Source organism: Bacillus siamensis (genome assembly GCF_051628075.1).
Taxonomy (GTDB): Bacteria; Bacillota; Bacilli; order Bacillales; family Bacillaceae; genus Bacillus; species Bacillus siamensis.
The window spans coordinates 2,378,902-2,403,797 of record NZ_CP155579.1 but is presented as its reverse complement, the minus strand read 5'-3'; the positions used below and the strand labels follow the sequence as shown (position 1 = coordinate 2,403,797).

General features: G+C 47.0%; 28 protein-coding genes. 22 read left to right on the top strand and 6 right to left on the bottom strand.

The window, feature by feature from the left end; genetic code table 11:
- The first annotated feature begins 14 nt into the window (after positions 1-14).
- From spoIIIAF to spo0A, 17 genes are all read left to right on the top strand, one after another.
- Complete coding sequence (spoIIIAF, locus tag ABDB98_RS11565; protein WP_438420213.1) at positions 15-635, top strand: stage III sporulation protein AF; 621 nt, start codon at positions 15-17, stop codon at positions 633-635.
- A complete protein-coding gene (spoIIIAG, locus tag ABDB98_RS11560) occupies positions 628-1,320 on the top strand; it encodes a stage III sporulation protein AG (protein ID WP_438420212.1) in 693 nt (230 codons plus the stop codon). Before spoIIIAF ends, spoIIIAG begins: the two co-directional genes overlap by 8 nt.
- A gap of 3 nt (positions 1,321-1,323) precedes the next feature.
- A complete protein-coding gene (locus tag ABDB98_RS11555) occupies positions 1,324-1,974 on the top strand; it encodes a SpoIIIAH-like family protein (RefSeq protein ID WP_438420211.1) in 651 nt (216 codons plus the stop codon).
- 151 nt (positions 1,975-2,125) lie between these two features.
- Positions 2,126-2,605 carry an acetyl-CoA carboxylase biotin carboxyl carrier protein gene (gene accB / locus ABDB98_RS11550; protein ID WP_016938997.1) on the top strand — a complete coding sequence of 160 codons (480 nt, stop codon included), beginning with the start codon at positions 2,126-2,128 and terminating at the stop codon, positions 2,603-2,605.
- A 14-nt stretch (positions 2,606-2,619) separates the two neighbouring features.
- On the top strand, positions 2,620-3,972 hold the full coding sequence (gene accC, locus ABDB98_RS11545) for an acetyl-CoA carboxylase biotin carboxylase subunit (RefSeq protein WP_438420210.1): 1,353 nt from the start codon (positions 2,620-2,622) through the stop codon (positions 3,970-3,972).
- Positions 3,973-3,993: 21 nt separating this feature from the next.
- Positions 3,994-4,401 carry an Asp23/Gls24 family envelope stress response protein gene (locus tag ABDB98_RS11540; RefSeq protein WP_016938999.1) on the top strand — a complete coding sequence of 136 codons (408 nt, stop codon included), beginning with the start codon at positions 3,994-3,996 and terminating at the stop codon, positions 4,399-4,401.
- Between the two features lie 264 nt (positions 4,402-4,665).
- A complete protein-coding gene (gene nusB, locus ABDB98_RS11535) occupies positions 4,666-5,058 on the top strand; it encodes a transcription antitermination factor NusB (RefSeq protein ID WP_016939001.1) in 393 nt (130 codons plus the stop codon).
- A gap of 11 nt (positions 5,059-5,069) precedes the next feature.
- Positions 5,070-5,921 carry a bifunctional methylenetetrahydrofolate dehydrogenase/methenyltetrahydrofolate cyclohydrolase FolD gene (folD, locus tag ABDB98_RS11530; RefSeq protein WP_016939002.1) on the top strand — a complete coding sequence of 284 codons (852 nt, stop codon included), beginning with the start codon at positions 5,070-5,072 and terminating at the stop codon, positions 5,919-5,921.
- Between the two features lie 123 nt (positions 5,922-6,044).
- Positions 6,045-7,388: an exodeoxyribonuclease VII large subunit gene (xseA, locus tag ABDB98_RS11525; RefSeq protein ID WP_049627001.1), complete on the top strand. Its 1,344-nt coding sequence runs from the start codon at positions 6,045-6,047 to the stop codon at positions 7,386-7,388.
- Positions 7,388-7,642 carry an exodeoxyribonuclease VII small subunit gene (locus ABDB98_RS11520; RefSeq protein WP_007408352.1) on the top strand — a complete coding sequence of 85 codons (255 nt, stop codon included), beginning with the start codon at positions 7,388-7,390 and terminating at the stop codon, positions 7,640-7,642. Before xseA ends, ABDB98_RS11520 begins: the two co-directional genes overlap by 1 nt.
- Positions 7,632-8,522 carry a polyprenyl synthetase family protein gene (locus tag ABDB98_RS11515; protein WP_438420209.1) on the top strand — a complete coding sequence of 297 codons (891 nt, stop codon included), beginning with the start codon at positions 7,632-7,634 and terminating at the stop codon, positions 8,520-8,522. Before ABDB98_RS11520 ends, ABDB98_RS11515 begins: the two co-directional genes overlap by 11 nt.
- 142 nt (positions 8,523-8,664) lie before the next feature.
- The gene (gene dxs, locus ABDB98_RS11510) at positions 8,665-10,566 is read left to right on the top strand and encodes a 1-deoxy-D-xylulose-5-phosphate synthase (RefSeq protein WP_016939005.1); all 1,902 of its coding nucleotides are present in this window, start codon (positions 8,665-8,667) and stop codon (positions 10,564-10,566) included.
- The gene (locus tag ABDB98_RS11505; protein ID WP_438420208.1) at positions 10,563-11,408 is read left to right on the top strand and encodes a TlyA family RNA methyltransferase; all 846 of its coding nucleotides are present in this window, start codon (positions 10,563-10,565) and stop codon (positions 11,406-11,408) included. The genes dxs and ABDB98_RS11505 overlap by 4 nt, the downstream gene beginning before the upstream one ends.
- 96 nt (positions 11,409-11,504) lie before the next feature.
- Positions 11,505-11,954, top strand: a complete 450-nt coding sequence (ahrC, locus tag ABDB98_RS11500; protein ID WP_003153173.1) for a transcriptional regulator AhrC/ArgR — start codon at positions 11,505-11,507, stop codon at positions 11,952-11,954.
- Positions 11,955-11,985: 31 nt separating this feature from the next.
- Complete coding sequence (recN, locus tag ABDB98_RS11495) at positions 11,986-13,716, top strand: DNA repair protein RecN (protein WP_016939007.1); 1,731 nt, start codon at positions 11,986-11,988, stop codon at positions 13,714-13,716.
- Positions 13,717-13,879: 163 nt separating this feature from the next.
- Positions 13,880-15,160: a SpoIVB peptidase gene (gene spoIVB, locus ABDB98_RS11490; RefSeq protein WP_438420207.1), complete on the top strand. Its 1,281-nt coding sequence runs from the start codon at positions 13,880-13,882 to the stop codon at positions 15,158-15,160.
- Between the two features lie 279 nt (positions 15,161-15,439).
- Positions 15,440-16,240 carry a sporulation transcription factor Spo0A gene (spo0A, locus tag ABDB98_RS11485; RefSeq protein WP_003153177.1) on the top strand — a complete coding sequence of 267 codons (801 nt, stop codon included), beginning with the start codon at positions 15,440-15,442 and terminating at the stop codon, positions 16,238-16,240.
- Positions 16,241-16,382: 142 nt separating this feature from the next.
- Here the strand turns inward: spo0A and alr are convergent, their stop codons facing one another.
- The 6 genes from alr to ABDB98_RS11455 all read right to left on the bottom strand — a co-directional run bounded on the left by alr (position 16,383) and on the right by ABDB98_RS11455 (position 20,699).
- Positions 16,383-17,564 (bottom strand): alanine racemase, encoded by a 1,182-nt coding sequence (gene alr, locus ABDB98_RS11480; protein ID WP_438420206.1) that lies wholly within the window; start codon positions 17,562-17,564, stop codon positions 16,383-16,385.
- A gap of 185 nt (positions 17,565-17,749) precedes the next feature.
- A complete protein-coding gene (locus ABDB98_RS11475) occupies positions 17,750-17,962 on the bottom strand; it encodes a spore germination protein (protein ID WP_003153181.1) in 213 nt (70 codons plus the stop codon).
- 124 nt (positions 17,963-18,086) lie between these two features.
- Positions 18,087-18,299: a spore germination protein gene (locus tag ABDB98_RS11470; RefSeq protein WP_438420205.1), complete on the bottom strand. Its 213-nt coding sequence runs from the start codon at positions 18,297-18,299 to the stop codon at positions 18,087-18,089.
- Positions 18,300-18,423: 124 nt separating this feature from the next.
- Positions 18,424-19,542, bottom strand: coding sequence for an NADH-dependent flavin oxidoreductase (locus ABDB98_RS11465; RefSeq protein WP_438420204.1), 1,119 nt, complete (start codon positions 19,540-19,542; stop codon positions 18,424-18,426).
- Between the two features lie 94 nt (positions 19,543-19,636).
- Complete coding sequence (locus tag ABDB98_RS11460; RefSeq protein WP_162829239.1) at positions 19,637-19,774, bottom strand: hypothetical protein; 138 nt, start codon at positions 19,772-19,774, stop codon at positions 19,637-19,639.
- Between the two features lie 292 nt (positions 19,775-20,066).
- Positions 20,067-20,699, bottom strand: a complete 633-nt coding sequence (locus ABDB98_RS11455; RefSeq protein WP_016939014.1) for a helix-turn-helix domain-containing protein — start codon at positions 20,697-20,699, stop codon at positions 20,067-20,069.
- 147 nt (positions 20,700-20,846) lie between these two features.
- Here ABDB98_RS11455 and ytaF point away from each other — a divergent pair, with 147 nt between their 5' ends.
- From ytaF to ABDB98_RS11430, 5 genes are all read left to right on the top strand, one after another.
- Positions 20,847-21,479: a sporulation membrane protein YtaF gene (ytaF, locus tag ABDB98_RS11450; protein WP_438420203.1), complete on the top strand. Its 633-nt coding sequence runs from the start codon at positions 20,847-20,849 to the stop codon at positions 21,477-21,479.
- Positions 21,480-21,786: 307 nt separating this feature from the next.
- Entirely contained in the window at positions 21,787-22,104 is a 318-nt protein-coding gene (locus ABDB98_RS11445; RefSeq protein ID WP_438420202.1) for a hypothetical protein, read from the top strand.
- Between the two features lie 19 nt (positions 22,105-22,123).
- Positions 22,124-22,750 (top strand): N-acetylmuramoyl-L-alanine amidase family protein, encoded by a 627-nt coding sequence (locus ABDB98_RS11440; RefSeq protein ID WP_198697861.1) that lies wholly within the window; start codon positions 22,124-22,126, stop codon positions 22,748-22,750.
- 87 nt (positions 22,751-22,837) lie between these two features.
- The gene (locus ABDB98_RS11435; RefSeq protein WP_438420201.1) at positions 22,838-23,575 is read left to right on the top strand and encodes a glycerophosphodiester phosphodiesterase; all 738 of its coding nucleotides are present in this window, start codon (positions 22,838-22,840) and stop codon (positions 23,573-23,575) included.
- Positions 23,576-23,712: 137 nt separating this feature from the next.
- On the top strand, positions 23,713-24,894 hold the full coding sequence (locus ABDB98_RS11430) for an acetyl-CoA C-acetyltransferase (protein ID WP_438420200.1): 1,182 nt from the start codon (positions 23,713-23,715) through the stop codon (positions 24,892-24,894).
- Positions 24,895-24,896 lie beyond the last annotated feature (2 nt).

Below are 24,896 nucleotides of genomic sequence, written 5' to 3'. Positions count from 1 at the left end.
GAGGCCCATTGGATATGAGCTTTTTAACAGAATGGCTGACAAGCATTATTTTGTTTATCTTATTTGCCATCGTCATCGACATGCTGCTGCCCAGCTCCAGTATGCAAAAATACGCAAAGATGGTTGTCAGCCTGCTGTTAATCATTGTCATGCTCAACCCGATATTCAAACTTTTCAAAACAGACCCGGAGATCATCTTCGATTATTTGACAAAACAAGAGCAATCTCACTCCGCTGACATAAAAAATCAAATCAAATCAGAAAAAAAAGAAATACAAGCATCAAACCGCGCATATGTTTTAGAAGAAATGGCTGTCCAACTAAAAAAGAAAGCGGAGGAGATGTTCAGTCATGACGAATACAAAATAGACGACATCCGCCTTACAGCGGAAGAACAGGTTCGTTCAGAAGAAGATGTAAAAACGATCAGCGTGTATATGGCCCCATCTTCTGAAAAAACCGTGCAAACCGTCGCACCGATCGACATCCGCACAGACCGCAAATACGAACCCGAAGGCGCAGCCGACAAAAAGGAGGCCGCAGTCATCAAAGAAAAACTTGCGGATATATGGGAAATCGGCAGTGAGAAAATTACGGTTTATATGGAAGGCGGGGAGAAAAACGGCCATGAATAAAAACGGACTATGGACCATACTCAAAAAACAGCTGATGATCGGACAGGCGAAAGACGGAGAAAAACCAAAACTGACAAAATATCATTACTTTCTGTTCGTGTTTGTGCTCGGCGTATCTTTTATGCTGGTCAGCCAGATGTTCTCTTCACCGGAAAAAACCGGGAGGGGCGAAACGGCGCAGACCGTCATGTCCGGCCGTACGGACGATAAGAGCGGGCAAAAAAGCGCACCCGTTTTTAAAGCATCAAAAGACAGCAGCGCCAAAAACACGATTGATGATTACGAGAGAGACTATGAAAACCAGCTGAAAGAGATCCTTGAAACGATTATCGGCGTGGAGGATGTATCAATAGTCGTAAACGTAGACGCCACATCTTTAAAAGTGTTTGAGAAAAATAAAACGAAAAAAGACACCACCACTGAAGAAACCGATAAAGAAGGCGGCAAAAGAAGCGTAACCGATCAAACCTCTGAAGAACAAATTGTCATGATTCGAAACGGGGATCAGGAAACCCCGGTCGTCGTCCAGACGAAAAAGCCCGATATCCGCGGTGTACTCGTTGTCGCTCAAGGAGTGGACAACGTTCAAATAAAAAAAACCATCATTGATGCCGTCACAAGGGTGCTTGATGTCCCGAGCTACCGTGTAGCGGTTGCCCCTAAAAAAATCAAGGAGGATTCATAAATCATGCTGAAAAAACAAACGGTTTGGCTTTTAACAATGCTCAGTCTCGTCGTGGTATTAAGTGTTTATTATATTATGTCGCCGGAAAGCAAAAATGCCGTGCAGATGAAAACCGAAAAAAGCAGCGGGGAAATCGCCACAGAAAAAACGCCGGCTCCTAAAACGGAAGAAAAGAGCGAAAGCGGCACAGAAAAAGAAGACGGAACAAAAGGAACGAAAGATTCTAAAGGCACAAAAGAGGATAAAGAAACGTCAGCCGAAGCATCGGAAAAAGACGGATCGGTCGCCACAGAAACAGCTGATGAAAATTTATTTACCGCATACCGCATGGAACTTGAAGACGCGAGAAGCAAAGAAAGAGAACAGTTAAACAGCATCGTTTCAAGCGATGATGCGACAGCAAAAGAAAAAAGCGAAGCCTACGATAAAATGACGGCGCTCGGCAAAGCGGAAGGGACAGAAAAACAGCTGGAAACGCTCATTAAAACGCAAGGCTACAAAGATGCGCTCGTGGATGCTGAAGGTGACAAAATCAACATTACGGTCATGTCTGACAAACATTCAAACGCAAAAGCTTCCGCCATCATTGACCTGGTGGAAAAAGAAATCAAGAATATGAAAGACGTCGCCGTTACGTTTGAACCGACAAAATAAGAGCCTGAACCGCCCGCACCCGCTGCGGGCTTTTTTGCTGTCATTTTAGATCAGTGTTGAATTTACACAACCGCTCCTGTAAGATAAACATAGTATGTACTTTTAGTAGCAACCCATAAATTTCTATTTTTTATACATAGGAGTGGAACTGATGTTAAAAATCAACGAAATTCATGAACTGATAAAAAGAATCGATGAATCTTCCATTGACGAATTTGTTTACGAGATGGAAGGCGTAAGTCTGAAGCTGAAAAAAAATGAAGCGCCGGCAGTGAATATAACGGGACAAGCTCCAGCTGTTCCCGCCGCTTACGCACCTGCTCCGCAGGCTGCAAAACCGGAAGCGCGCGAAGCCGATCCTGTTCAGGAAGCGCCGAAACAAGATGAAAACCTGCACAAAATTACGTCTCCGATGGTCGGAACGTTTTATGCTTCTTCATCACCGGAAGCCGGCCCTTACGTAAACCAAGGTTCAAAAGTGAACGAAAATACAGTGGTTTGTATCGTAGAAGCAATGAAACTCTTTAACGAGATTGAAGCGGAAGTAAAAGGAGAAATCGTTGAAGTGCTAGTTGAAAACGGCCAGCTGGTCGAATACGGACAACCTCTATTTCTTGTAAAAGCTGAGTAAGGAGACCTGCTATTATGATTAAAAAGCTATTGATCGCCAACCGAGGAGAAATTGCCGTCAGAATCATCCGGGCCTGCAAAGAGCTTGGCATTGAAACTGTAGCCGTTTATTCTGAGGCAGATAAAGAGGCCCTGCATGTCCAAATGGCCGATGAGGCTTTTTGTATCGGGCCGAAAACATCAAAAGAGAGCTATTTAAATGTAACGAACATCGTCAGCGTCGCAAAGCTGACCGGTACGGATGCGATTCATCCGGGATACGGATTCTTAGCTGAAAACGCCGATTTTGCCGAACTGTGCGAGGAATTAAACGTGACGTTTGTCGGCCCTTCGGCTGACGCCATTTCGAAGATGGGGACAAAAGATATCGCACGTGACACGATGCAGCAGGCGGGCGTGCCGATTGTGCCCGGTTCAAAAGGAATCATAAAAAATACCGAAGAAGCGGTTTCGCTTGCGGGTGAAATTGGGTATCCTGTGATTATAAAAGCCACTGCGGGCGGAGGCGGAAAAGGCATCCGGGTCGCACGCACAGAAGAAGAGATGATTAAAGGCATCGAAATCACCCAGCAGGAGGCCGCTACGGCATTCGGAAATCCGGGTGTGTACATCGAGAAGTACATAGAAGATTTCCGCCATGTTGAAATTCAGGTGCTTGCCGATAATTACGGAAACACGATCCATCTTGGAGAGCGTGACTGTTCTATCCAAAGACGTCTGCAAAAACTTCTTGAAGAGTCGCCGTCACCTGCGCTTGACTCTGAAATCAGGGAGCAGATGGGTGAAGCAGCGGTAAAAGCAGCGAAGGCCGTCGGTTACACGGGAGCCGGTACAGTAGAGTTCATTTATGACTACAGAGAACAGCGCTATTACTTCATGGAGATGAATACGCGTATTCAAGTAGAGCACCCTGTCACAGAAATGGTGACGGGAACGGATCTGATCAAAGAACAGATCAGAGTGGCATCCGGACAGGAGCTCTCGCTCAGACAGGAAGACGTTGAATTTAACGGCTGGGCGATTGAATGCCGCATTAACGCTGAAAATCCTGCGAAAAACTTCATGCCTTCACCTGGTAAGATTAACATGTACCTGCCGCCGGGCGGACTCGGCGTGCGCGTGGATTCAGCCGCATATCCGGGCTATTCGATCCCGCCGTACTATGACAGCATGATTGCCAAAGTCATCACATACGGAACAACGCGTGATGAGGCGGTCGCACGGATGAAACGCGCGCTGAGCGAATTTGTGATTGAAGGTATTGAAACAACGATTCCGTTCCATCTGAAACTGCTTGAACATGAAACATTTGTCAGCGGAGAGTTTAATACAAAGTTTTTAGAAACATATGATGTAATGGGCTCATAATTTTTGCGGGAGGTGAATTGAATGGAAGACAACAGTGTGCTTAAAATGGATCATGATGAGGGTCATTTAGGCAAAGTTGAAATTGCTCCTGAAGTCATTGAAGTCATTGCCGGCATCGCCGCTTCCGAGGTTGAAGGAATAGCTGAAATGCGCGGCAATTTCGCCACGGGCGTCGTAGAACGCTTCGGCAAAATCAATCACGGCAAAGGCGTAAAGGTCGATTTAGCCGATGACGGGATTACCATTGACGTCTATTGCGTCGTTCAATTCGGGATTTCGATCCCGAAAGTGGCGGCAAGCGTTCAGGAGAATATCCGCCAAACCTTATTAAATATGACGTCTCTGACCATCAATGAAATCAATATTCATATCGTCGGCATTCAATTTGACACGAAAGCCCAAGAAGTCGAAATCGACGAAGAAATGTAATGAGCGTATAAAAACCAAGGGGATGGGCAGCCCTTTGGTTTTTTATACGTTTCCCTTCTTTTCAGGCATGAAGAAAGCCGGCTTACAAACGGCAGCCGAGTTTCTTCATGCTGTGAAATCCGAATGAAATTCAAAGGGTTTGTGAAAACATTCGGTATTAGGGTGAAAAAACCTAAATTTCGACATGCGATTGGGAAAAAAATATGTTATGATCTCTTTAGGCTTAACGACAAGCGGATAAAGCGGATCTGAAGGAGAAAGAAAATGAAAAGAAGAACAGCTAGAGAAAAAGCTTTGCAGGCACTTTTTCAGATTGATGTCAGCGATATTGCACCGAACGAGGCCATCGAGCACGCGCTTGATGGCGGAAAAACAGATGACTTCTTTGAACAGCTGGTGTACGGAGTGCTTGAACATCAGGTGCAGCTTGATGAAATGATTTCCGGCCATCTCGTCAATTGGAAGCTTGACCGGATTGCAAACGTAGACCGCGCGATCCTCCGTCTGGCGGTGTATGAAATGGTTTATACTGACGACATTCCTGCTAACGTGTCATTAAACGAAGCCATCGAGCTGGCAAAACGGTTCGGCGACGATAAAGCTGCAAAATTCGTAAACGGGGTTCTTTCTAACATCAAAACTGATATTGAATCATAGGAGGAAAGAAAATGACTGCAACAATCATCGACGGAAAAGAAACGGCTAAAGAAAAACGCGAACAATTGGCAAAAGAAGTAGAAGAGCTGAAAGCACAAGGCGTAGTGCCGGGCTTGGCGGTCATTTTAATCGGCGACGATCCCGCCTCTGTTTCATATGTGACAGGCAAGAAAAAAGCCGCTGAAACAATGGGGATGAAGTTTAAGCTTGACCGCTTTGACTCAAGCTTAACCGAAGCGGAGCTTTTAACAGTGATTGATGAGTACAATCAAAATCCGGAATTTCACGGCATTCTCGTCCAGCTGCCGCTCCCGGATCATATTTCTGAAAAAGCCGTCATCGAGCGGATCTCCCCTGATAAGGATGTTGATGGTTTCCACCCTCTCAACGTCGGGAAAATGCTGCTTGGAGAAGATACATTTCTGCCTTGCACACCGCACGGAATTGTCGAGTTATTGAAAAAGACGAACGTAGATCTTTCCGGCAAAGAAGTTGTTGTAGTCGGACGAAGCAATATTGTCGGTAAACCGGTCGGCCAGCTGCTGCTGAACGAAAATGCGACCGTCACATATTGCCATTCCCGTACAAAAAATATGTCTGAGCATACGAAAAAAGCAGATATTCTTGTGGTTGCGGTCGGTAAAGCGAACTTTATCACAGCTGATCAAATCAAAGAGGGCGCCATTGTCATTGATGTCGGCGTCAACCGTCTCGAAAGCGGAAAACTCTGCGGAGACGTTCAGTTTGATGAAGCGAAAGAAAAAGCATCTTTCATTACGCCGGTCCCGGGCGGAGTAGGTCCGATGACCATCACGATGCTTGCGCATAATACTGTTAAATCTGCCAGACGTACGTTATCATAGATAACCGGAGGCAGTCACAAAAAGTGTGACAATGAGCACGATACCCGCTTCTTAAGGCTCCTTTCAGCCAGAGCGGGTTTTCTTAGTTTAGGGCAAAAAGCCTTTATGAAAGGAGTGCAGGATGTGAGTGAAGCGGCATATGTCACGGTTTCCGCACTGACCAAATATATTAAACGAAAATTCGATGTAGACCCTCATCTTGAAGACATTTGGATTAAAGGTGAGCTGTCCAACGTTAAAATCCATACAAGAGGCCACATCTATTTTACTTTAAAAGATGAGCATGCCCGCATGCAGGCCGTCATGTTTCAAAGGCAAAGTTCAAGGCTTGCGTTTAAGCCTGAGGACGGAATGAAGGTCATCGTAAGAGGCGGCATCTCCGTCTATGAACCGAGCGGAAGCTATCAGCTGTACGCGAAAGAAATGCAGCCGGACGGTGTTGGGGCGCTTTACTTAGCCTATGAAGAATTAAAGAAAAAACTTGCCGGCGAAGGGTTGTTTGATGACCGGCATAAGCAGGCCATCCCCGCATTTCCAGCCACAATCGGGGTTGTTACGTCACCGACGGGAGCGGCCGTCAGAGACGTCATTACCACACTCAAAAGAAGATACCCTCTGGTGAAAGTCATTGTGCTTCCCGCGCTCGTTCAGGGTGAAAACGCCAGCAGATCGATTGTGAAGCGCATTGAAGAAGCCAATTCGCAAAAGATGTGTGACGTTCTGATCGTCGGAAGGGGAGGGGGCTCGATCGAAGAATTGTGGGCGTTTAACGAAGAAATCGTCGCCCGGGCGATTTTTGCTTCCGCCATTCCGGTTATATCGGCTGTCGGACATGAAACAGACTTTACAATCAGTGATTTCGTCGCGGATATCCGGGCTGCAACGCCGACGGGAGCGGCAGAAATCGCCGTTCCTCACACGACGGACTTAATGGAACGGACAAAAACGGCGGAAGTCCGCCTGACAAGAGCGATGCAGCAGCATATCGGCAAGAAAAAAGAACGGGTTCAATCGCTCCAGTCATCTTACGCATTCCGTTTTCCGAAACGATTGTATACCCAAAAAGAACAGCAGTTTGACCTTTTGTATCAGCAATTCCAAGCACAGCTCACAGGGCTTACGGAGCGGAAAGAAAGGCAGCTGGAGCGGAATACGTACAGATTAACGGCGCTTCACCCTGAAACCCAGCTGAAACAGGCGAAAAAACGGTACGAAGAGCGCTCAAATCAGCTGACGCGGAGCATGAATGTCCAGCTGAAGCAGCTTCATTCGCAGTTTCAGACGGTTCTTGGTAAACTGAATGCATTAAGCCCCCTTCAAGTTATGGAGAGAGGATACAGTCTGGCCTATAAAGACAAAGAGCTGATCAAAAGCGTTGATCAAGTGGAACAACATGATACGCTTGAAGTAAAGATGACAGACGGCGTTTTGACGTGTGAAGTATTGCAAAAGAGAGGCGAACGATAATGACAGAAACCAAAAAAAGTGAAGAGCTGACATTTGAAGAGGCGATGAAAGGCCTTGAAGGCATTGTCGCAAAGCTTGAAGAAGGGGACGTGCCGCTGGAGCAGGCGATTAATTATTTTCAGGAAGGAATGGCCCTTTCAAAAATGTGCCATGAAAAGCTTCAGCATGTCGAAAAACAAATGGACTTTATTTTAAAAGATAACGGAGAACTTGCGCCTTTCAGCGTTCAGGAGGAAGACGAAGGTGACAAATAAACTGGACGCATTTTTAGCATCGCGCAAACAACTGATTGAACGGAATCTTTCCTTGTATACAGAACGGCTCGCCATGCCGGAAATCCTCAAAAAATCTATGCTGTATTCTTTGGAAGCGGGCGGAAAGAGGCTGCGCCCCCTCGTTGTCTTAGCCGTTTTGAATGCTTACGGAAAAGATGAAAAAGACGGGATTCCGGTCGGATGCGCTGTTGAAATGATTCATACGTATTCCTTAATCCATGATGATCTGCCTTGCATGGACGATGATGATTTGCGCCGGGGAAAGCCGACAAACCATAAAGTCTTCGGAGAAGCGGCAGCCGTATTGGCCGGAGACGGGCTTCTGACAGAAAGCTTTAAATTAATCACATCTCACGTGTCTGACGCGGTTTCAGCGGAAAAACGGCTCCGCCTCGTCGAGGAGCTGATCAAAGCGGCAGGAACGGAAGGAATGGTCGGCGGGCAGGCTGCCGACATGGAAGCGGAACAAAAGCAGGTAACGCTTGAGGAGCTGGAATCCATCCATGAGCGGAAAACGGCCAAGCTCCTCGGCTTTTCCGTGACGGCAGGCGCTATTTTGGCAGATGCGCCGGAGGATGAAATCGAAAAGCTGCATCTGTTCAGCAGCCATATCGGCATCGGATTTCAAATCAGAGACGACATCCTTGATATTGAAGGACATGAGGAGAAGATCGGCAAACCGGTCGGTTCAGACACGACGAATGAAAAGTCAACGTATCCGTCGCTTTTAACGCTTGAAGGTGCGAAAGAGAAGCTTTCATACCATATCAGCGAGGCGAAACGGATCATCAGCGGCCTATCTCTTCAGAAAGAACTGCTGCATGACCTCTGCGATTTAATAGCGGCGAGAGATCATTAAAACGATCCTGATTTGAAGGGGCTGCCGCTCCTATGGTAAAATGTAAGCAGTTTCGATGAAAATAAAAAGAGAGTCTTTTTCTTTTTTCAAAAAGACACTGTTTAATTTGCAGAAATTCATGCTGAAAGTGAGTTGATCCGCTTTGGATCTTTTATCAATACAGGACCCGTCATTTCTTAAAAAGATGTCAATTGAACAGCTGGAAGAGCTGGGTGAGGAAATCCGCAATTTTCTCATCACATCGCTGTCTGCCTCAGGCGGCCATATCGGGCCGAACCTCGGGGTTGTCGAGCTGACGATTGCGCTTCACAAAGAATTTGACAGTCCGAAAGATAAATTTTTATGGGATGTCGGACATCAGTCCTATGTTCATAAACTGTTAACCGGACGCGGCAAGGAGTTTGAAACCTTGCGCCAATATAAAGGGCTTTGCGGTTTCCCGAAACGCAGCGAAAGCGAACATGACGTATGGGAAACAGGCCACAGCTCAACATCGCTCTCAGGCGCGATGGGAATGGCTGCCGCCCGCGATATTAAAGGGACGAAAGAATATATCATTCCGATTATCGGGGATGGCGCTTTAACCGGAGGAATGGCGCTTGAAGCACTGAACCATATCGGCGATGAGAAAAAAGATATGATTGTCATCCTGAATGATAATGAGATGAGCATTGCGCCGAATGTCGGGGCGATTCATTCTATGCTCGGCCGGCTTCGCACGGCCGGCAAATATCAATGGGTAAAAGACGAGCTGGAATATTTATTTAAGCGCATCCCGGCCGTCGGCGGAAAATTGGCCGCCACGGCTGAGCGGATAAAAGACAGCTTAAAATATATGCTTGTGTCAGGCATGTTTTTTGAAGAGCTTGGGTTTACGTATTTAGGCCCGGTAGACGGTCATTCCTACCACGAGCTGTTTGAAAACCTGCAATACGCCAAAAAAACAAAAGGCCCAGTCCTTTTACATGTCATCACGAAAAAGGGCAAAGGCTATAAACCGGCAGAGACCGACACAATCGGGACATGGCACGGGACCGGCCCGTATAAAATCAATACGGGTGATTTCGTCAAGCCGAAAGCCGCGGCGCCTTCATGGAGCGGGCTCGTCAGCGGCACCGTCCAGGAGCTGGCGCGCGAGGATGACAGAATTGTCGCGATTACACCGGCCATGCCGGTCGGTTCTAAGCTGGAAGGGTTTGCGAAAGAATTTCCGGAGCGCATGTTTGATGTCGGAATCGCAGAACAGCATGCGGCGACGATGGCCGCGGGAATGGCGCTTCAAGGCATGAAGCCGTTTCTCGCGATCTATTCGACCTTTTTGCAGCGGGCGTATGATCAGGTCGTCCATGACATCTGCCGTCAAAACGCGAATGTATTTATCGGCATTGACCGCGCGGGTTTGGTCGGCGCTGACGGGGAGACGCATCAAGGCGTCTTTGACATTGCCTTTTTGCGTCATATACCGAACCTCGTTTTAATGATGCCGAAGGATGAAAATGAAGGCCGCCATATGGTCAATACAGCTCTTGCTTATGAGGAGGGTCCGATCGCGATGCGCTTCCCGCGCGGAAACGGGCTCGGCGTAAAGATGGATAAAGAGCTGAAAACCATTCCGATCGGAACATGGGAAGTGCTCCGTCCCGGAAAAGACGCGGTAATTTTAACGTTCGGAACGACCATTGAAATGGCGCTGGAGGCGGCTGAAGAACTGCAAAAAGAAGGGCTGTCCGTGCGTGTCGTCAATGCGCGGTTCATAAAACCGATTGATAAACAAATGATGAAGGCGATTCTTAATGAAGGTCTGCCGATTTTAACGATTGAAGAAGCCGTGCTTGAAGGCGGATTCGGAAGCACGATTCTTGAATTCGCTCATGACCTCGGCATGTATCATACGCCGATTGACAGAATGGGCATTCCTGACCGGTTCATTGAGCACGGAAGCGTAACCGCGCTGCTTGAAGAAATCGGTCTCACAAAGGCTGAGGTTATGAACCGGATTAAACTGCTGATGCCGCCGAAGACACATAAAGGAATTGGATCATGACAGCAAAAAAAGAACGATTAGATGTACTTCTTGTAGAAAAAGGCCTTGCGGAAACGCGGGAAAAAGCGAAACGCGCCATTATGGCGGGCATCGTATACTCAAATGAAAACCGATTGGACAAACCGGGTGAAAAAATCGCCCGGGATCTTCCGTTAACGGTAAAAGGAAACCCTCTTAAATACGTCAGCAGAGGCGGATTAAAGCTTGAGAAAGCTCTTGAGGTGTTTCCCGTCTCAGTAAAAGGCAAAATAATGATTGATATCGGCTCGTCTACTGGAGGATTTACAGATTGCGCCCTTCAAAACGGCGCCGAACGTTCCTATGCAGTAGATGTCGGCTATAATCAGCTCGCTTGGAAGCTGAGACAGGATGAGAGGGTCGTCGTCATGGAACGGACGAATTTCCGCTATTCCGAGCCTTCCGATTTCACTGAGGGTCTGCCGGAATTCGCGACGATTGATGTTTCTTTCATCTCACTCCGTCTTATTCTGCCGGTTTTAAAAACGCTGCTTGTGCCGGGAAGCGATTGTATCGCCCTGGTGAAGCCGCAATTTGAAGCCGGACGTGAATCAGTCGGAAAAAAAGGCATTGTCAGAGATCCCGGCGTTCATGCTGACGTTCTCCGCCGTATGAATCAGTTTGCCGCTTCTGAAGGATATACAGTGAAAGGACTGTCCTTCTCACCGATTACAGGGGGAGACGGCAATATCGAGTTTCTGCTTCATTTGAAGTGGGAGGGAGAAGGCGGAAACGGCGCTGAACTGCCGGAAGAAGATATTCTCCGTACCGTCCGCGAAGCACATGAAACATTAAAAGCCAAAAAGACAGATGTACCGGAATAATAGGGGGCTATTATTCCTTTTTTCTGCCATCATGTACTTTTTATCAAGAAGCGGTTAACATAATGACAAGAACAGCTTGAAAACAGAGGTGCTTACATGACAAAAGGCCAAAGGCATATAAAAATCAGAGAGCTTATTACAAGCCATGAGATTGAAACGCAGGATGACTTAGTTGACATGCTGAGAGAAGAAGGGTATAAGGTAACCCAGGCGACTGTTTCCAGGGACATTAAAGAACTGCATCTCGTAAAGGTGCCGACCAATAACGGTTCCTACAAATACAGCCTGCCGGCGGATCAGCGGTTCAACCCGCTGTCAAAACTGAAGCGTTCATTAATGGATGCGTTCGTAAAAATTGACTCAGCAAGCCATATGATCGTACTAAAAACGATGCCGGGGAATGCGCAGGCAATCGGCGCTTTGATGGATAATCTCGAATGGGAAGAAATCATGGGCACGATCTGCGGAGATGACACCATTTTAATCATCTGCAGGACGCCTGAAGATACGGAGGGCGTTCAAAGCCGTCTTTTGGAGCTGCTGTAGCGTAATTATCAGATAAAAGGTGGAATGCTGTTTGTTAGCTGAACTATCAATAAAAAACTTTGCCATTATAGAGGAACTGACGATTTCGTTTGAACGGGGGCTCACCGTCCTGACGGGAGAAACAGGGGCCGGCAAGTCAATTATTATAGATGCCGTTTCCCTGTTAGTCGGCGGCCGCGGGTCGTCTGAATTTGTCCGTTACGGTGAAACAAAGGCCGAGCTTGAAGGACTGTTTCTTTTGGACAGCGGCCATCCCGTTTTTGAGGTGTGCCGTGAGCAGGGAATAGACGTATCTGACGACATGATTGTCATGAGAAGAGACATTAATGCCGGGGGAAAAAGCGTCTGCCGTGTCAACGGAAAATTAGTAACGATTGCGGCTTTGAGGGAGATCGGCAGACTTTTATTAGATATTCACGGGCAGCATGACAACCAGCTGTTAATGGAAGATGACAAGCATTTAGAGCTTTTGGATAAATTTGCGGGTGCTGAGGCCGAATCAGCGCTTCAGGCATACCAAGAAGGCTACGACCGTTATATGAAGCTGCTCAAAAAAGTGAAGAAGCTGTCGGAAAGCGAACAGGAAATGGCGCATCGGTTAGATCTGATCCAGTTTCAGCTTGAAGAAATCGAATCAGCGAAGCTTGAATTGAATGAAGACGAGCTTCTTCAAGAAGAGCGGAAGCAGATATCCAACTTTGAAAAAATTTATGAATCATTGCAAAACGCCTATAATGCGCTCCGCAGCGAACAGGGGGGGCTTGACTGGGTCGGAATGGCCTCTGCCCAGCTTGAAGACATTTCGGATATCAATGAACCGTTGCAAAAGCTGTCAGAAAGTGTGTCAAGTTCCTATTATCTGCTGGAGGATGCAACCTTTCAAATGCGCAATCTGCTGGATGATCTGGAGTATGACCCGGAACGGCTGAATTTTATTGAAACCCGTTTAAATGAGATTAAACAGCTGAAGCGTAAATACGGAGCGACGGTCGAAGACATTCTGGAATACGGCTCCAAAATAGAAGAGGAAATCGATCAAATCGAAAACCGCGACAGCCACCTTGAAGCGCTGAAGAAGGAGCTGGAGTCCGTCGGCAAAGATGTGGCCGTAGAAGCCGCCAATTTATCAAAAATCAGAAAAGCCTGGGCCAAAAAACTGGCGGAAGCAATTCATCAGGAATTAAAAAGCCTGTATATGGGCAAATCAACGTTTGATACGGAATTCCTCGTGAAAACCGATCCGTCTGCCAGTGAAGCGCCGGTTGTCAACGGACAGCCTGTGCAGCTTACCCAAAAGGGGATTGACCTTGTGAAATTTTTAATTTCAACGAACACCGGTGAGCCCTTAAAACCGCTGTCAAAGGTCGCATCCGGCGGCGAACTTTCAAGGGTGATGCTGGCGCTGAAGAGTATTTTTTCTTCTCAGCAGGATGTCACCTCCATCATCTTTGATGAAGTGGACACCGGCGTAAGCGGGCGGGTTGCCCAAGCCATCGCGGAAAAAATCCATAAAGTATCGACCGGTTCACAGGTGCTCTGCATTACACACCTTCCGCAGGTTGCCGCTATGGCGGATACGCACCTTTTGATCGCAAAAGAATTCAAAGACGGACGGACGACAACGCATGTCACGCCGCTTTCCAAGCAGGATAAGGTAGCGGAAATCGGCCGCATGATTGCGGGTGTTGAAGTGACTGATCTGACAAAACGGCATGCGCAAGAGCTTTTAAAACAGGCCGGACAGGTAAAAACGACAGGATAAGCTGCTGATACAGGCAGCTTATTTTTTTGTTCCATTTCTCTAACAGTGTATCCAATGTTTTTCTTCGTATGCCGGTTATAAATCAAGCGCAGGAAGGCAAAAGTATAGATGTAGCAGAAAAAGAAAGTGGTGTGGGATAGGAGCGAGGAGAGTGAAGGAATGAATGCACGATAACATGAGGAAAGCAATAGGTGTAATTCTCCTTGTTTCTTTACTAAGTGTAGGCTTTTTTAAGCCGTTTAAAGAATATTTACTGATACCGTCAGAAATGAGCGTCTTTGAAAAACAGACACAAGCCGTTCCGGTCAATGCATCAATAAGCGCTGAAAAGGGCGAATTATCAGAAGCCTTTACGCTGAAAGAAGAGCACGGTCATGCAAACATAACGGGGCAAAAACAAGGCCGGTCAGAAGTAGTATATGATCTTGCCGGGTTTCCCATAAAAAAAACGAAAGTGCGTGTCCTTCCTGAATTGAAGGTCATTCCGGGCGGACAGTCCATCGGTGTAAAACTGCATTCAGTCGGTGTTTTGGTCGTCGGCTTTCACCAAGTGATGACAAAGGATGGGAAAAAGTCTCCGGGAGAACAAGCGGGAATTGAATCTGGCGACATCATTATTAAAATGAACGGACATAAAATTGAAAAAATGAGCGACATCGCCCCGTTTATTCAAAAAGCGGGTAAGACCGGGGAATCTTTGGATTTATTGGTGAAACGCGATAAGCAAAAAATCAAGACAAAGCTGATTCCGACAAAGGACGAAGCTGAGGGAAAATATCGAATCGGCCTTTATATCCGTGATTCGGCAGCCGGCATCGGCACGATGACATTTTATGAACCGAAAACAAAAAAATACGGCGCATTGGGCCACGTCATTTCTGATATGGATACGAAAAAACCGATTGTTGTGGAGGACGGCGAAATCGTCCGTTCAACTGTAACATCAATTGAAAAAGGAAAAGGCGGCAATCCCGGCGAAAAACTGGCAAGGTTTTCGTCAGAACGGAAAACGATCGGCGATATTAACCGCAACAGTCCGTTCGGCATTTTCGGGAAACTGCATCAGCCGATTAAAAACAACATCTCAGACAAAGCGCTTCCGATTGCTTTGTCAAATGAAGTGAAAAAAGGTCCGGCGAAAATGCTGACGGTTATTGAAAACGATAAAGTAGAGACATTTGATATTGAAATCGTCAGCACCACTCCGCAAAAATTCCCGGCGACTAAGGGAATGGTGTTAAAAGTGACCGATCCGAAACTGCTGAAAAAAACCGGCGGAATCGTTCAGGGAATGAGCGGAAGCCCGATCATCCAAAACGGGAAGGTCGTCGGAGCCGTAACCCACGTGTTTGTCAATGATCCGACAAGCGGCTACGGCGTTCATATCGAATGGATGCTTTCTGAAGCGGGTGTTGATGTTTATGGAAAAGACAAAGCAAGCTGACTGCCGGATCATCCGGCAGTTTTTTTATGTGCGCGTTCTTCACTTCTTTCCAGGATTCATGTAAAATAAGACATGAAGATTTTTCGACAAATTCACGTTTCCTGATTTGTCAAACTTAATTTTTAGTCGAAAAACCTAGAAAATGCTAGAAAAACAAAGATATTCCACTATTATTGGTAAATATGGATTTTTTAAAAGGGGAAGTAGTGGTTTTGTCGAATGTAACATGTAGCAGTCAAATAGGTTGTGTCCTGTTAATACATTGGGGGAGGAAGAAACGTGGAGAAAATTAAAGTTTGTGTTGCTGATGATAATCGAGAGCTTGTAAGCCTGTTGAGTGAATATATAGAGGGACAGGATGATATGGAAGTAATCGGCGTTGCTTATAACGGACAGGAATGTCTTTCTTTGTTTAAAGATAAAAATCCCGATGTGCTCGTTTTAGATATTATTATGCCGCATCTGGACGGACTTGCGGTTTTGGAGCGGCTCCGTGAATCAGAGCTTGAGAAACAGCCGAACGTTATCATGCTGACGGCATTCGGTCAGGAAGACGTTACGAAAAAAGCCGTCGATTTAGGCGCGTCCTATTTCATCCTGAAGCCGTTTGATATGGAAAACCTTGTCGGCCATATCCGCCAGGTAAGCGGAAATGTCAGCAGCGTCACACACCGTGCGCCGTCTGCACAAAGCAGCATCATCCGCAGCCAGCCGGAGCCGAAACGGAAAAATCTCGATGCCAGCATTACAAGCATTATCCATGAGATCGGTGTGCCTGCCCATATTAAAGGCTATCTTTATTTGCGGGAAGCCATTTCCATGGTGTACAACGATATTGAACTCCTCGGCAGCATCACAAAAGTCCTTTATCCCGACATCGCCAAAAAATTCAACACGACCGCAAGCCGTGTAGAACGGGCCATCCGCCACGCGATTGAAGTCGCTTGGAGCAGGGGAAATATTGATTCCATTTCTTCGCTGTTCGGGTATACCGTAAGCATGACAAAAGCAAAACCAACCAACTCAGAATTCATTGCGATGGTTGCTGATAAGCTGAGATTGGAGCATAAAGCTTCGTAACGCAAGCTTTATGGCAAGATGACGTTTTACGCCTTCTTTTCCGTGCATGAATGCGGAAGAGAAGGCGTTTTGAGTTTTTGATGACGAAGATCCCTCCGGCCCGAGGAACCTTGAAGCTGCATAAAAGCGGGATTTACGGCATCTACACATATAACACGGGAGCTGATACTTTGATGATTTCGCCGTCTCTGATATAAAAGCGGGGGACGCGGCGGCTTAACACAGATACGACTTCGTAGTTAATCGTACCGAGCATTTCGGCAATTTCATCAACGGAAATCTCGGCTCCTTTTTGTTTTCCGTAAATGACGACTTCTTCTCCTTGTTTGCCCTCACTATCACCCAAACTGACCATAATCATATCCATCGTCACTCTCCCTGCCACCGGCACTCTTCTGCCGCGGTGAAGAATAAACCCGCGGTTGGAAAGGGCGCGCGAGTAGCCGTCAGCATAGCCGATCGGAATTGTCGCGATGATTTCACCCGGTTCGGCGATATATGTGGCGCCATAACTGACGGTCCGGGGCTCTGTCACCATGGCTTTCACATAAGCGATACGCGCCTTTAAGCTGAGTGCGGGCGTGAGATCTACGAGGTTGAGATCCTTTATATAAGCGGACGGGTATAGTCCATATAAACCGATGCCTAAACGGATCATATCGGCGCTGAATTCGGGAAAAGCGATAGCGGCGGCTGTGTTGCACATATGGACAGTAGGCAGCGGGATGTCTTGATTTTTTAAAAAGCGGAGAAAGCTGATAAACTTTTCATGCTGCAGCATTGTCAATTCAGTATCAGGTTCATCCGCTGTTGAAAAATGGGTAAAGATCCCGTCCCATGACAGGTATGTACTCGACTTGAGCGCTTTTACAACTGCTAAAAGGTCTTCTTCTGTGCGTACACCCAGCCGGCCCATTCCGGTATCCACATTGATATGAATGGACAGCCGTTTCGAATCAGCTTCTTTTTCCAATATCTGATTTGCTTTTTTGACCCAGCTGACTTGAAACGCTGATAATGTTATATTCCAAACAGCAGATTTTTTCACACAGCTGAGAGCTGTAAAGCCGAGCACAAGGATAGGTGCTTTAATTCCCGCTCTCCGTAACACAATTCCCTCTTCGACGCTGGCAACTGCGAGCTCGCTCGCGCCGCTTTCCAGTGCCTGCCGCGCTACTTCCACAGAGCCGTGGCCATAGGCATTTGCTTTTACGACGGCCATAATCTTCGACTTCTTCGGAATATGGCGGCGGATCGCCCGTACATTCTTTTTGATCGCATCAAGGTCAACTTCAATCCAAACTTCCCGGCAAAGTTTTTTCATCGCGATTCCTTCTTTCCTTAATGAGATTCAGTACTGACGTGTTTTCATGCTTTCAATCTGCATTTTATTCACACCGAACTGAAATCATTCAAAACATGAGAAGGTGACCGCTGATGTTTAAAATCAAGTTCTCGGGAAATCAGTGCGCCTGCTTTATTTATGCAGTAAGGGCTGCATGGCAGCCCTTAAATTGACTTCACAATATTCTGATCTGAAAATTGGTGTTCAAACATTTTGGACTGGCTTACAGCATTGTTTTGAATGACAATGCCGATATTTCCCCCTCCGGCACCGAAAACGGTTTTTGATGCAGTCAGCGGACTGATGGATATGGCGCCGCCAACATTGACAACCCCGTTTCCTGATACGTTGTTTATCGTAATCGGGCAACCGCTCATTCTATTTTTTCTCCTTTCTCTCACAATCTACTATCTATATGTACGCTGTAATATGAAATAAGATTAAACAAAACGGCAAAAAAAACCGGCTGCTGTGAGCCGGAAAGGGAGGGAAATACAGATATCATAGTGTTTTCGTTACATTTTGATCAGAGAATTGCGAGTTTAAAGATTGAGCCGTGCTGGATTGGTTTAATTGCAGAACAATCCCTGTATTTCCTCCTCCTGAGCCGTAGACGGTTTTTGATACGGTTAAGGGGCTTATCGAAAACGCACCGCCGACATTGAGAACCCCGTTCCCGGAAAGACTGTTAATCGTAATAGGAAAACCAGCCATCATATACGGTCTCCTTTCTATTAATCTATTTACTATATGTACGCTGCGTATCAGAAATAGGAGTAAACAAAGCGGTAAAAAGTTATGAAACAAAAAAACTGCCGGACATCCGGCAGTTTTTTGATTACTTTTCAAACGGCACCCAGCCGCCTGTATTCTGGATCATTTCCCATAACGGTTCAGGAAGTCGGTATTTCTCAATTTCAGATGCTTTAATGGCTTTTTCAATTTCCTGTTCGCGGCCTTCTTTGACCAGCACCGCCCATTCAGGGTTAATTAAAATGACACGTCCCAGAGCCACCAGCGGAATCCCGCTTTCTAATACGGCGAGCGCTTCGTCCGCGGTATAGATGGAACCGACCGCCATCAGCGGCACTTTGTGGCCGACTCGTTCGTTTAATAAATCCATCCGTGTCCGTGAAGTATCTGCGCCGCGGCGGGCTTTGGAATTGACATCCATCAGTGAAATATGCAGATAATCCAAGTTTTCTTCCGCAAGCGCATCAACGAGCATGAATGTTTCTTTCATTGTAAGCCCCGGCGTTTCCGGCTCTTCCGGTGACAGGCGGTAGCCGAGAACAAATGGATGTTCAGCGTGTGCATCAATCGCCTGTTTGACAGCGTCAACGACTGCAAGCGGGAACGCAAGGCGCTTTTCATCGCTTCCGCCCCAGCGGTCTGTGCGCTGATTTGTTTTCGGAGAATAAAATTGTTGAATCAAGTATCCGTTTGCCCCGTGAATTTCAACACCGTCAAAGCCGGCTTCAATTGCTCTGCGTGTCGCTTCGCCGAATGCTTTTACAATGTGCTCAATCTCTTGTTCAGTGAGAGCCCGGGAAGTTTGTCTGCCGTCTTCTTCTGAACCGCTTGGGCTGACGACGTCGTTATTCGGCACGAGTTCAGGAGGGCATTCCAATCCGCCATGGTGAATCTGCACAACGGCTTTCGCTCCTTGAGACTGGATCGCTTGAGCGAGTTTTTTCAAGCCCGGAATGTGAGAATCATCATAGATGCCGGGCTGGCCGGGAAACGCTTTGCCGTCAGGCGTTACGTTTGCACATGCCGTAATGACCATGCCCATTTCTTTTGAACGGGGAGTAATGTAGCTCAATTCACGTTCGGAAATCGTTCCGTCATCGTTTGATGAATAGTGTGTCATCGGCGCAACGGAAATACGGTTTGGTATGGTAACGCCGCTTTCGAACGTAAAAGGTTCAAACAGCGGTTTATATGTTTGCTTCATGATTTCGCCTTCTTCCTTGAAAGTTTAACTCGTCCGTATTCTAGCTTATGTTTTAATTGTGTGCAATTATTTTGCTTGTTCTTCTTCCTGAGGGTTATGACCGGCCGAACCATTTAAACGACTGAAACGGTTTTCTCCGTTCCTTTTCAGGATCTTTATACCCGCCTGAAATTTGATGGCCGATCGAGCTGAATATGACAGCGGCGGCGAAGAGGAGAATGATTTTTTTCATATGCATATCTTCTTTCTTATCTTTTACAAGGTTATTTATAAGCATACGCTTGTGTGAAAAAACCGTCAAATTTGTTTTTTATTCTTTTTTCCACTTTCCTGCGGCGAATATCGTTCCGATCTGAATCACAACACTTAACAGAGCGCACACTGCCACAACTGTGTTGCTGTCCATAGAAGACACCTTCCTTTTTGTTAGGTTAATGTATCATATGACAGCTGTCTCTGTTTTGACAAAACTGTAATGCGGTGTTTCATATTTTTCAACAAAAAAGGGCGCTTTTTAGGCGCCTTTACTTTTTTTTCAGCCGATGCAAAGCGATTTGAACGGCGATGGCGTCATCCAGATAGCCGATCGGAAACATGTAATCCGGAATCACGTCTGTCGCTAAAATATAATACAGGAGCGCACTCCCGAGAATCGGGCGGTCTTCAGCCGGTGTTGATTCATCCATATATTGATGATGCATGTTTTTCAAGTGATCAATAAAAGGGCCGACACTTTCTTCATTATTCATTTTCTTTTGAAACTCATCACAAATCAGGCGATGGCCCTGCTGGGTTTTGGCATATTGTTCATATCTGGTCAGCTCGCGTTCAATTTGTTCACGGGAAAAAGGCTGATCAAACATCTCCGCCATGTTCAGCATATCCTGAATCGCGTGCATCGGATCTTGCGGCGCAGTCTCTTTTTCATGGCCGATGTCTATTCCTGACGCTTCAAGCAATTCCTCCAGCGGGGTGCGGAGGTGCTTTGAAAATTCCTGAAGATGCTTTAAATTGGCCTTTTGCTTGCCGTTTATAATCCGGGAGATGGTGGCCGTATCAATGTTGGCTAATGCGCCGAGTTTTCTCATGGAGAGAGAGTGCTTATCAAGCAGTGATTTTAAAAGGGGGCCCAATGTCTTATGTTCATTTTCTGCCAAGGGTGTCACCTCGTTTCCGCCGGAATGATGATAATCAGTCAATAATTTTTGCAGAAAAGGTACCTTTTCTGTGCTGATGAATAGGATAGTGTAGATTGGAACAGCACAACATGTTGAAAAGACATCAAAGAATGGGGAGAACATAACATGGCTTGGTTATTGATTTTAGGTTTGGCAGTGTCCTCGAGCATTGATAATTTAGGAGTGGGGATGTCATACGGCATCAGAAAGATCAAAATATCGCACGCATCAAATACAATGATCGCTTTTATCTGTTTTTTATTCAGTTATATCGGAATTTATTTCGGCAAATGGATTTCAGCCGTTTTACCGGGCTTTTTCCCCGTTTTGCTGGCGGCTTTTATTTTATCTGTGATCGGCATCCGCATCATCCTGCTGGCTGTGCCGAGAAAAAAAGGAAATACAGCGCCTGCTGACACGTCTGGAAAAAAAGGCCGTTTCGCCGGTCTGCTGCAAAATCCGGAGACAGCGGATGCTGACGGTTCGGGAGAAATCGGTATACTGGAATCCATGGTTCTCGGGGTGGCCGTATCCGCAAATGCGCTGACCAACGGATTAAGCGCGGGCCTGATCGGGCTTTCTCCCGCTGCCATTTCTATCACTGCGGCGATCGGAAGCTTTCTGACCATATGGATCGGCTGCCTGCTTGGGAAAAAAGCTGCGTCACTGCGCATCGGTTCTTTCCATGTCGGACAGTTCAGCACGGTGCTGAGCGGAGTGATTATTCTCATCATTGCCGTCAATACGCTGCTCTTTTAAGTTGTCCCGTTCATTTTATGAAAAGCTCAAAATAAATATGAATCATTCTATTCGGGAGAGCGCATGACGGGCTCTCTTTTTTTGCCGATCTGTCATTTTTTCAAAATGAATAGAAAGTCGGCCGTTTCCGTTAAATTTTGCATATCCGGCCATCAGACAGAACCTTTTTCATAGACGGATCAGCTCGCTTTCTTTCTAAGTTCAGGTAATCAGCGGGTCAGAAAGCCTTTATTCCAAATATGGAAAATCGCTGGAGGGACGAAGGCGCCCTTTACAAATCCGCCATTCTGTACAAAGATAAAGCCGAATGAGAAAACGTGAGGTGATCTGTGTGAAGTCTGTCATACTTCTGATCTTCACTGCATGGCTGCTATCAGGCTGCGAGTATACCGCTGAGGCGGATTCGGCGCCGTCATTTACACAGGAAGGAACATTTATAAAAGCGGCCGGAAACGATACGATCGCACTGGAAATTGACGGAGAGCGGCACGAGGTGAAGGTGCCTTTTGCTAAGCGGTTTGAATGTCAGTTTCTGCCTGAACATACGGCGGTGCAAATCACCTATAAAAAAGAGAGCAACGGACAATTACGGCTTGAAGAACTGAAAAAAGAAACAGATATGTGAAAAACGGGGAGGAAAAAACGTGGGCTTACTGACAAAAAGCGCTGCTGCCTTCGGTGCCGCCCTGCTTCTGCTTGCGCCGTCCGCTTATGCAGCCGAACCTTTGCAAGGGAAGACCATCTATATTGATGCCGGACATGGCGGAGAAGACAGCGGGGCCGGGGGAAATGGACTGCTGGAGAAAAACATCAATTTAGCGGTGTCAAACAAGGTAGCCGCCAAATTGGAAGCAGAAGGTGCAACACCTGTTGCGTCAAGGACTGACGATACTTTTTTAAGTTTGGACGAGCGGGTGGCGAAAGCAAGCGCCAGCCAATCCGATTTATTCGTCAGCCTTCATACGAACTCAGCCGTATCGACAGCATCGGGTACAGAAACGTATTTTAATTCAACATATGAAGGAGCAGATAGCGAAAGGCTTGCTTCTGATATCCAACAGCAGCTTGTTTCGTCTCTAGAGATGAGGGACAGAGGTGTAAAAGAAGCCCCTTTTTATGTCATTACATATTCAAAAATGCCTAGTGTGCTTGCTGAATTAGGCTTTATCACAAATCCTCAAGATGCGGACAAGCTGAAAAACGCTAACGGGCAAGAACACGCTGCCGACGCTATTGTAAATGGGATCGAGACCTATTACAGCGGCCAATAATCGTAAAATATGTGTAAATAGCGCCCTCCTTACGTGCATAACGATTATAATAGAGAAAACCGATGACAAACACCTGAGGTGACACATATGACGACTATTTTTGCCCACCGGGGGGCGTCGGGCGACTATCCCGAAAATACGATGCCCGCGTTCACAAAAGCGATTGAGGACGGGGCGGACGGAATCGAACTTGACGTACAGATGACAAAAGACGGCCGTATCGTGGTCATTCACGATGAAACCCTTGACCGAACGACGTCTTTACAAGGATTTGTGAAAGATACGGCGTATGACAAAATCAGAACCGCCGATGCCGCCGGAAAATGGAAAGATTCTTTTAAAGGAGTCAGAATTCCGCTTTTGTCAGACGTGCTGCGTTTTGCGGAGCGCGCCGATTTTCTGATCAATATTGAGCTGAAAAACAGTGTATTCCGCTACGAGGGAATGGAAGAAGAAGTGATCAAAAAAGTCAGGTATTACGGATTGGAAAAACGCGTTATTTTTTCTTCATTTAATCATGAGAGCCTCGCGCTTTGCCATGCCTTGGCGCCTGAGATTGAACGGGCGGTGCTGACGATGGATGTGCTGTACCGGCCTGAACGGTATCTCGCTTCAATCCCTGCTTCAGGTTATCATCCGAAGCTTGGTACGCCGGCGGTCAGCGCTGAAGCCGTCAGACATCTAATAAAACACCAAGTGAAGCTTCGTCCGTTCACCGTTAATCGTCCGGAAGATATGAAGCAGCTGATGAAAGCGGGAGCAGACGCATTTTTTACCGATTATCCAAAGCTGGCTGTTTCAATAAAAGAAGAATGCCGCCATTAAGAAGACTGTTCAGACAGTCTTTTTTTTATGGGCAGAAACCGGAGGGGCGATCATAACATGATCAGGAGGTTCATATAGTGTAACAGGGCGTTTTATGTAAGCGTTATCTTTTAATTTATTGAAAGTGAGGTAAAAGTGTGGGGAAAACGGTTATCGTCAGTGCGGCAAGAACACCGTTCGGAAAATTCGGCGGTGCATTAAAAGAGGTAAAAGCAGCCGAGCTTGGCGGCATTGCCATAAAAGAAGCAATCAAGCGCGCCGGCATCGGTGAAAGTGAAGCAGAAGGAGCTGTGATGGGAATGGTCGTCCAAGCGGGTGCGGGGCAGATTCCGGCACGGCAGGCTGCAAGGTATGCCGGGCTTCCATGGTCCGTTCCGGCTGAAACCATTAATAAGGTTTGTGCATCGGGGCTCAGAGCCGTTACTTTCTGTGATCAAATCATCCGGGCGAATGATGCGGACGTGCTGATTGCAGGCGGAATGGAAAGCATGAGCAACATCCCGTACGCCATACCGGCCGGCCGCTGGGGTATAAGAATGGGAGACGGGGTTTTTCAGGATTTAATGATTCATGACGGGCTGACCTGTGCGTTCGATCAGGTGCATATGGCTGTCCACGGAAGCGCTGCGGCCGAAAAGTACGGCATTTCCCGAGATGAACAGGATCATTACGCTCTTTTAAGCCAAAAACGCGCGGCTGAGGCAGCTGAGACGGGCAAATTGCAAGAAGAAATCGTTCCCGTCACCTGGACCGGCAAAAAGGGCAAACAGCATACTGTTACGCAGGATGAGGGGCTGCGCCCTGATACGAGCCTTGAGCAGCTCGCAAAGCTTAAGCCTATTTTTACAGCCGGCGGAACGGTAACAGCGGGAAACGCTCCCGGTGTAAATGACGGCGCCGGAGCATTTGTGCTGATGTCAGAGGAAAAGGCCGCGAAGCAGCATGTCAGACCGCTCGCTGCGATACTTGGCTTTGCGTCTGTCGGACTGGAAGCGTCTGAGCTTGCCAGCGCACCGGGAGAGGCGATCAGCCGGCTTTTGAAAAAAACCGGTCTGTCCGTTGACGATATTGATTTGTTTGAAGTAAACGAAGCATTTGCGTCCGTCGTGCTCGTAAGCGAAAAGATTGCCGGATTCAGCCGGGAGAAAGTGAATGTAAACGGAGGAGCGATCGCGTTCGGCCATCCGATCGGCGCAAGCGGCGCCAGAATCATCATGAGTTTGATATACGAATTAAAGCGGCGTGGGGGAGGTTTAGGCATAGCGGCTATATGCAGCGGAGCGGCCCAAGGAGACGCCGTCCTGCTCGAGGTGTACTGATA